The sequence below is a fragment of the Anabaena sp. CS-542/02 genome (assembly GCF_028331085.1).
In the GTDB taxonomy this organism is placed as follows: domain Bacteria; phylum Cyanobacteriota; class Cyanobacteriia; order Cyanobacteriales; family Nostocaceae; genus Anabaenopsis; species Anabaenopsis arnoldii.
In genome coordinates this window covers 1-6,651 of sequence record NZ_JAQMTM010000082.1, presented here as the reverse complement: position 1 = coordinate 6,651, position 6,651 = coordinate 1, and the positions used below count along the sequence as shown (strand labels likewise).

At 37.7% G+C, this 6,651-nt stretch carries 8 protein-coding genes and 1 pseudogene; 2 read left to right on the top strand and 7 right to left on the bottom strand.

Translation table 11 applies throughout. The features are described from left to right. A partial coding sequence (locus tag PN447_RS09270) for a DUF4351 domain-containing protein (protein WP_271762565.1) occupies window positions 1-411 on the top strand: 411 nt, incomplete at its 5' end. On the opposite strand, the gene PN447_RS09265 is transcribed toward PN447_RS09270, so the two are convergent. Both PN447_RS09265 and PN447_RS09260 read right to left on the bottom strand, forming a co-directional pair. Beyond that, window positions 408-1,676 carry an MFS transporter gene (locus PN447_RS09265; protein ID WP_271762564.1) on the bottom strand — a complete coding sequence of 423 codons (1,269 nt, stop codon included), beginning with the start codon at window positions 1,674-1,676 and terminating at the stop codon, window positions 408-410. The genes PN447_RS09270 and PN447_RS09265 overlap by 4 nt on opposite strands. 145 nt (window positions 1,677-1,821) lie before the next feature. Next, window positions 1,822-2,391: a hypothetical protein gene (locus PN447_RS09260; protein ID WP_271762563.1), complete on the bottom strand. Its 570-nt coding sequence runs from the start codon at window positions 2,389-2,391 to the stop codon at window positions 1,822-1,824. Between the two features lie 376 nt (window positions 2,392-2,767). Here PN447_RS09260 and PN447_RS09255 point away from each other — a divergent pair, with 376 nt between their 5' ends. Next, complete coding sequence (locus PN447_RS09255; RefSeq protein WP_271762562.1) at window positions 2,768-3,880, top strand: ferrochelatase; 1,113 nt, start codon at window positions 2,768-2,770, stop codon at window positions 3,878-3,880. Window positions 3,881-3,957: 77 nt separating this feature from the next. On the opposite strand, the pseudogene PN447_RS09250 reads toward PN447_RS09255, so the two are convergent. The 5 genes and pseudogenes from PN447_RS09250 to PN447_RS09230 form a co-directional block, all read right to left on the bottom strand. Further along, a pseudogene (locus PN447_RS09250) lies at window positions 3,958-4,107 on the bottom strand (hypothetical protein); the annotation flags it as partial. A 313-nt stretch (window positions 4,108-4,420) separates the two neighbouring features. Further along, window positions 4,421-4,648 carry a hypothetical protein gene (locus PN447_RS09245; RefSeq protein WP_271762560.1) on the bottom strand — a complete coding sequence of 76 codons (228 nt, stop codon included), beginning with the start codon at window positions 4,646-4,648 and terminating at the stop codon, window positions 4,421-4,423. 22 nt (window positions 4,649-4,670) lie between these two features. Then, the gene (locus PN447_RS09240) at window positions 4,671-5,804 is read right to left on the bottom strand and encodes an HNH endonuclease domain-containing protein (RefSeq protein ID WP_271762559.1); all 1,134 of its coding nucleotides are present in this window, start codon (window positions 5,802-5,804) and stop codon (window positions 4,671-4,673) included. A gap of 63 nt (window positions 5,805-5,867) precedes the next feature. Then, window positions 5,868-6,044, bottom strand: coding sequence for a hypothetical protein (locus PN447_RS09235; RefSeq protein WP_271762558.1), 177 nt, complete (start codon window positions 6,042-6,044; stop codon window positions 5,868-5,870). A gap of 8 nt (window positions 6,045-6,052) precedes the next feature. After that, window positions 6,053-6,445 (bottom strand): DUF4007 family protein, encoded by a 393-nt coding sequence (locus tag PN447_RS09230; protein ID WP_271762556.1) that lies wholly within the window; start codon window positions 6,443-6,445, stop codon window positions 6,053-6,055. Between the last annotated feature and the right edge of the window lie 206 nt (window positions 6,446-6,651).

Sequence of the window (6,651 nt, the reverse complement as noted above, 5' to 3'; positions counted from 1 at the left end):
TTGTTACCACTAGCACCATTAACAGCGACCAACCAACCCCAAACCTTGCTGACGGAAATTGTCTTACGGATTAACGCCCTGGAGACAACCCAGCGTCCTGAAATTTCTGCTTACACCCAAATTTTAGCCGGGTTAAAATTTGAGAAGGATTTAATTAGAAGACTATTTCGGGAGGGTATGATGCGGGAGTCAGTAATTTACCAAGAAATTCTCGAAGAAGGGGAACAAATAGGAGAACAGCGAGAACGACGTTTAGTTGTACGTCAACTTACACGCAGGGTGGGAGAATTACCCCCGGATATAGGCGCACAATTGGCAAGTTTATCATTGGAAGAATTAGAAAATCTCGGTGAGGCTTTATTAGACTTTACCAGTTTGTTAGATTTGCAGTCCTGGTTAGGTAATAACTAAATTACATCCTGTAGCACTCCGCGGGTGTTTTTCCATGCCCAAATACCAACACCTGCAACTATAATACTCATTGCCACCAAAACAATTCTTAAGCCGAGCATATCTGTTAAAGGGCCAGTAATTGCCAGGGGTGCAGATAAGGCAATATTAACGATATGATTTTGAAAGCCAAATACTTTTCCGTGCATGGTGGGTGGTGTGCGCTGTTGAATTAAGGTTTGCATCGGTACACCAATTAGTGCAGCACCTACACCCAAAAAAGCACTTAGTCCCAGAGCAAGAATCAAATTATGGGTGAAAGTGAACACCCCTAAAACCAGGGACATGATTAAAAATCCCATTAGGGGTAAGGGTTTGTGATGCAATTTATCGCCCCAATGACCTAAAATTGCTGCACCAAATACCATACCTACACCCGCAGCGGCTAAGAAAAAGCCAAATTGTTTATCCTTTAAACCAAAGTCGGCGGCTAATCTAATGGTTAATACCATTAATGCGGCAAAGACACAATATAAAGTTGTGAGTTGCAGCATGGCGTTTAATATTAAAGGATTTTTTGTGATATAGCCTAAACCTGCTTTGAAGTCAGCCCAAGGATTAATTAGCGTAGGGCTTTCTCTAGGCGATAATTCGTTTTCTGGTCCTAAGTTAACTAGCTGTACGGCTAATCCTGATAATAGGTATAGTACACCGACCACAATTTCTTGACCATACCTGGCTCCTAACCAATCTTTGGCTAAAGTTAATATTGGCTCTCCAATAGCAAAACCCACAATTAAAGATCCCATCATGGTGGTGCTGTAGACCGCATTGGCGGCCATAAAATTCTCTCTTCGCACTAAAACCGGGATAGCAGCTTGTTGAGCGGGAGTGAAAAATTGGGCTAAGGTGGAAACACCAAAAGTCAGCAACAATAACATGAAAAAGTCTCTTGGTAAAAATGCAATGAATAGCATTAATACAGTTTGAATATAATTAGAGACGGTTAAAACCAGCTTTTTAGAGAAGCGGTCAACAAAGATACCACCCGCAGAACCGAACAAAATCGCCGGTAATGTAAAGGCTAGCATCAAAATTGAGTACATGGAGTTTTGGGCTAACCCGGTCGGCGGTTGGTAATTCTCCAGCAGCGCCACCATTAACACAAAAAATATTTTATCTCCTAACTGGGAGAACAGCTGCCCAATCCACAGGAGCATAAAACCACGATTTTTTAGCAGGGCGCTAAATCCGTTATTGACAGCAGCTGGTTCAGTGGGAAACATTATAAATACTGGGAATTTACTACTGGAACTGAGATGGGGGAATAAGCTATATTTTCTTTGCTTCTCCTCATTTCCTGGTGTTGATATTTATTATTTGGGAATTTTCAATTTTGAGTTGTTTAGTTTTCACTCATGTTGATTGATTCTATTGTTCATAGCGTTTGATTAGTAAATGTAAAAATTCCGCTGCAGTCAGGGGAACTGGGGGTTGAGAGGCTTTTACAGATGAATGTATCCACCAACCTTTTACTGTTTGAGGCGCGCGCCACATCGATAAATGGTTTACTGCTGGATCTGCGTAAAAGTTATCATGTCTACCACCCGATAATGAAGAACTCCAATGGGTAAAATAATCATGACTCATGCGATGTATCGGAAAGTTACCCCATAGTGGGACTCCCCAGCCATCTATAGCAATAAAGGCCTTGATATTACCACCTAACAATTGCCAGGAACAGGCCGCCCCTATGGCTCCCACCACACCGGCACTAAAGCTAATGAATGTTACTGGTGATTTTAAATCATTCTGTAAGCGATCGCCTAAAAATTGCAGAATGTGAACTGATGATAAAACTAATAAACCATCACCGGGAAAAACCAGGATTTTACCGCTGTTTTGTGGTTTGCAGCTATCAGTGGCTGAAAACAAGCATTCTGATATAAAGTTTTCTGTTAATCCTGGCTCATGGATTCCAGGGCAAATAATTATACTCATTTCTCTTTAGTCATAATTGGCTGTCCATGATTTCTCATGGATTTTTGTATGTTACCACACCGTTTGCTAAGTAATAGCAACTAGACAAGTCCCCACATGAATTTACTAAGTTAGTTGATGTTACCTTGATGATATCTGAAAACAGTCCTCTCAACTAAATTCTCATGTGGAATCCAGCTTGATCAAAAAACTATTTTTACTACTCAGTAAATAGTAATAACCCTTATATGCCTTTTGATATATTATTGTTAACTCCATGATCAACCTATCCCCCTGGATGGGATAATAAACTACTAATTAGCGGATCAATAGAGTTATTCCCTAAGTGAATGGCTCTCAACCCGAGTTTATATAGATTTATATTGAGGAACTGATTATGGTGGCCACACCAGAAAAACAGCAACACACTCACGAGGAATTACCAAGAAAAGACCGGGTAGCCGTCTTACTTATGGGCTACGGTGAGGTAGAAAGCTATGAAGATTTTGCTAACTATAACGAACAAGCCTTAAATCTACTAACTGCAAAATTTGCACCAGTACCAACCTGGATTTATCCGCCCTTAGCAAAGCTATTGGCCTTATTTGACCGTCACGAGTGGGGACACACCCACCATGATTTTATTTCCCCACACAATGCCATTTTTGAACAGCAACGGGCTGGAATTGAAAAGAATTTGCAGGCTAAGTGGGGGGATAGTATCCAAGTTTTCAAGGCTTTTAACTTTTGCGCCCCCTTCTTACCTCACCAAGTTTTAGCAGAAATTCACAATCAAGGTTTTGAGAAAGTCCTGATTTACCCTTTATTAGTTGTTGATTCCATCTTTACTAGTGGTATTGCAGTTGAGCAGGTTAACAATGCTTTGTCCACTGTTGCTCAGTCAGAAGAACACTGGGTGAAAGGACTGCGCTACATCCCCTCATTTTATAATGAAGCGGACTATATTGATTTGATGGCTAAACTGGTGGAGGAAAAGATTTCCTCTGACTTGGGTACAGCTTATTTACCTTCTCAAATTGGTATAGTGTTAATGAATCATGGCTGTCCCCACAAGGCTAAAGGGTTCACTTCTGGAATTACTGAAAGTCAAGTCCTATATGATTTAGTGCGGGATAAGTTAATTAACCGTTATCCTTTGATTTCTGTGGGTTGGCTAAACCACGATACGCCTTTAATTGAATGGACTTTACCTAATGCGGAGCAAGCTGCTAGTAATTTGATTCAATTGGGCGCAAAAGCAGTTATCTTTATGCCTATTGGTTTTGCTACAGAAAACCACGAAACTTTATTAGATGTACACCATATCATTCATGCTTTGGCGAAAAAGTATGCTAATGTGAATTATGTGCAGATGGCTTGTGTTAACGATAATCCAGAGTTTTTGGCAATGGCGGCGGAATGGGCGAATGATCATATTGCTGAGTTAATGAATCAGGAAGCTATGGCGGTTAATCCCCAGTTGGCGGGAAGTCACCATCATCATCATTAGACTGGGAAACTTAATCCCCCCCTCCTGTGCAAGGGAGGAGGGGAACTGGATTTCCGGATAATTGCCAGAATAATGGTTTATGCCATTAAAATCTGACTAATTAAAATACTCATCACCTCACCAGGGTTAGCGATTGGTAACAATGGACTCCAATCGCTAACGTTTGCATAGCCAATTACTTGCAGATAGTGAATTGTACTGCTAACAGTTTTTGCCGAACCAATCATTGACACTCCCCCCGGCTAGAAGCCGTGGGGAGTGTCAATACAGCGCCTACGATATACACACAAGTAAAAAATTGTAGGTTGGGTTCAGGTTTTGGGAAACCCAACATCATTGGCAACGTTGGGTTGCGCTGCGCTTAACCCAACCTACTTCTAATGAACTTTTTTAAGCTTGTCAGTCCAGTACGTTGCGCTACGCGACAACACACCCTACATAAATGGAGTAATTCAATCATTTGTGTGTACACCGTAGTTCCTTGCGGAAGAGAGGTTTTCCAGATACCTGAACCCATAGCTCAAGTTTTTGAGAGAGAGTTTAAAGAAGTTGCTGAATTTTATTGACTGCGTTGATAATCAGAGAGGATGTTTTTTCTATTTCGGCTTTGGTGGTAAATTTACCAATACCAATTCTTAACGCTCCTTCAATCAGATTTTCTGCAAAATTCATCGCTTGTAAAACGTGAGATGGTGCAAGGCCTATACAGTCCCATGCTTTTTGAAATTCTGTAACCGCTTGTTCACAAAGTTCTTCACTATATGCCAACCAAATTACTAATGTTGGTTCATTATTTCTCAGCGTAAACCCAATTAGCACTAAAACCCTGAATAGTTGCTAAAGAACTTAATGGTTGGATAGTTTTTTCGTAAGCATTAGTTAGAATTTCTAAATTTAATAAATCATTGGCTTGATTAACTTTCAATTCTGCAACAAAAGATTCAACATCATTTAACCATTTACTCTGAGAAACTTTTTGATGATAAATATCTAAGCCTAAATATTGCAACTTAACAAAATTAGAAAAATATTTTTCAGATGGTATATTATTAGATTTAGAAGAATTAACAGATTTTGTAGTTGGAATTAAATTCCATAGTTGATCATGAGCAACAAATGACCAAGGCAAATAATGATCTAATGAGATTTCATCCTTATTTAATTGAACTTGAGAATAAATACATTTAATATCCTGATGCTCTAAAATAGTTTTCCAATATTTAGTTTGATTTGCTAAAGAATCTCTTTGTTGTGGCATAAATAATTTATTAACCACATTGGGAATACTAGGGTTTTGTTGCTGCATATAATTTAACCATTCCCAAGATACCCAACCCCGAACTATTGTGTAATTTTCTTCTAAATATTCTACCCAATCTGGATGTAAAATAATGGCGTTACAATCTTGCTGGTCTTCAGCGTTAAAGGAATACAAAGGCTTTTTTATATCAAATTGATTCTTAGCTAAATTAATAATAGCTGGGTTAACATCATAATCTTTTAATCCTCTAGTTTCTTGAGTGAAGAAAGGACGAATTAAGCGATAAGAAACATAAAGATTAATAGAGTTAATAATATCTTCAAGATTTTGATTATTAATAGTATTACGTAAAATCTTCTTATCTGGATCTCTAAATTTTAAAATTGGTTCTGTAATTTCCAATTCTAGAGCATCTAATTTATTAGCGATTTGGTCTATTGTTCCAAAGGAAAGTTTAAAAAATTTGTGAGGATACCAAGCATTAGCCAACATCTCAACAATAATTTCTCGAAAGCTAATTGCTGATAAACGAGCAAAATTTATTCTTTTTAAAATATCCAATAAAGATAAAAAATAAAGATATTTATAAGAAGTAGCTCTAGAATCAAATAATCCTGCTAATGCTGAAATATTTAAATTATCAGCAATTGGTAAGTTATACATATTCAATTGAGATTTAATAGATTAAAGAAAAATTTTGGTGTTAAACTGTGCAATTATATAAAATTACAAGTGACAAACTAAACAAGGTAAATTATTATCTTCTTGATCTAAAATTTCTTCTAATGCTTTGGCTTTTTCTTTCGCCATTGACTTCTCATGATTAGCAATAATTTCATCCTTAAAAGTTAATTGAATTATCCCTGCGGTATCAGAAAAAACGAGTGCATCAAATCTTTTCACAACTGTTTCTATTGCTTCACATAAAACGTTTTCTGTGCAGCAGCTTCACAAGTAGGTTTTAACAAATTCCAATGTAATAACCATAATGATGCAGGGTCTTCTAAATAAGGGTCCCATCCATTATTTCCCAAAAGTTGCTCACCAAAACTTGTGGGAGAATTATTTTTATCAATAATTTTAAAAGCATTACACCAATAGCGCATAGAACGCACCATATTCTTACCCACACCCAAACGCACAGGTGCATCATCCTGTAAGAAAATTCCTGAATTTTTTTCCACAGCATCAAATCCTTTTTTCAACCAACCAAAACGAGGGTGAAAGGTTTCATGGTTGGCAAATATTGGATTTACTAGATTCGCTTGATTTTCAATATTTTTTAAGTTCAGTGTAGTTTGCATCACGATAGAATTGGTATAATAGCAACTAATTTTGTTATTATGACTCAAAGGAGACAAAATTTAATTTATAGCAACCGCCAAGGTAATTTAAGCATAAACTATAAGTAGTCCCTTTTCATGTGAAGCGATCGCTTGCTACAGGTATATGCCCAAGCCGTACAGTTACGACCTTCGTCAAAAAGTAATCCAAGCGATTGAACTCGATG

What these genes read in the sequence shown, in the direction of transcription:
- PN447_RS09265 (WP_271762564.1), bottom strand. Translation starts at nt 1,676, where the DNA reads ATGTTTCCCACTGAACCAGCTGCTGTCAATAACGGATTTAGCGCCCTG.
- PN447_RS09260 (WP_271762563.1), bottom strand. Translation starts at nt 2,391, where the DNA reads ATGAGTATAATTATTTGCCCTGGAATCCATGAGCCAGGATTAACAGAA.
- PN447_RS09255 (WP_271762562.1), top strand. Translation starts at nt 2,768, where the DNA reads ATGGTGGCCACACCAGAAAAACAGCAACACACTCACGAGGAATTACCA.
- PN447_RS09240 (WP_271762559.1), bottom strand. Translation starts at nt 5,804, where the DNA reads ATGTATAACTTACCAATTGCTGATAATTTAAATATTTCAGCATTAGCA.
- PN447_RS09230 (WP_271762556.1), bottom strand. Translation starts at nt 6,445, where the DNA reads ATGCAAACTACACTGAACTTAAAAAATATTGAAAATCAAGCGAATCTA.